At 37.8% G+C, this 619-nt stretch carries 1 protein-coding gene; it reads right to left on the bottom strand.

The features are described 5' to 3' along the window. Nucleotides 1–5 precede the first annotated feature (5 nt). Nucleotides 6–479 carry an IS200/IS605 family transposase gene (gene tnpA, locus HT719_RS10225; RefSeq protein ID WP_101514440.1) on the bottom strand — a complete coding sequence of 158 codons (474 nt, stop codon included), beginning with the start codon at nt 477–479 and terminating at the stop codon, nt 6–8. Nucleotides 480–619 lie beyond the last annotated feature (140 nt).

The following is a 619-nucleotide window of genomic DNA, read 5'->3' as shown; positions in this document are numbered from 1 at the left end:
GGCTTTTACCTTGTTCTAAATCCGCCATCAGAAAACGGATCTTCATATTCTTTTACACTCAGCTTATCGAGTGCAAGGTCATTCTTTTCCTGCTCGCGAATATATTTAGCTACGGTCTTTTCGTTTAGTCCAACGGTACTTACATAGTATCCCCTAGCCCAGAACTTTCGATTTCCATACTTATATTTTAAATTAGCGTGCTTATCAAATATCATCAATGCACTTTTGCTCTTGAGATACCCCATAAAATCGGAAATCGAAAGTTTGGGAGGTATCAGTACAAGCAGGTGTACATGGTCTGGCATCATATGACCTTCGATAATCTCCACGCCACGACAACCGCATAGATGTTTAATAATATCTATCAAATCCGACCTGACTTTGTAATATATCGCCTTACGGCGATACTTAGGTGTAAAAACTATATGATATTTGCACATCCATTTAGTATGTGATAAACTGTAACTGGTTTTAGCCATTTATTTTTCCTCCTTTATCTAACCTGAACAATTAGATTATACTTGGAAAAATAAATGGAAGCTAGAAGCCTTGTCAGCCACCAGCATAGCTGGTGGTTTTCTTGTTTTTCTCTACGAGAAAAACTGGCTTGAAGCCATAA

The sequence above is a fragment of the Streptococcus sp. k-378 genome, from assembly GCF_013277505.1.
Classification (GTDB): Bacteria; Bacillota; Bacilli; order Lactobacillales; family Streptococcaceae; genus Streptococcus; species Streptococcus pseudopneumoniae.
The sequence above is the reverse complement of the archived record's forward strand: the minus strand, read 5'-3'. Positions and strand labels throughout refer to the sequence as shown.

Excerpts from the sequence above, each read along its gene's own strand:
- tnpA (WP_101514440.1), bottom strand. The coding sequence starts at position 479 with ATGGCTAAAACCAGTTACAGTTTATCACATACTAAATGGATGTGCAAA.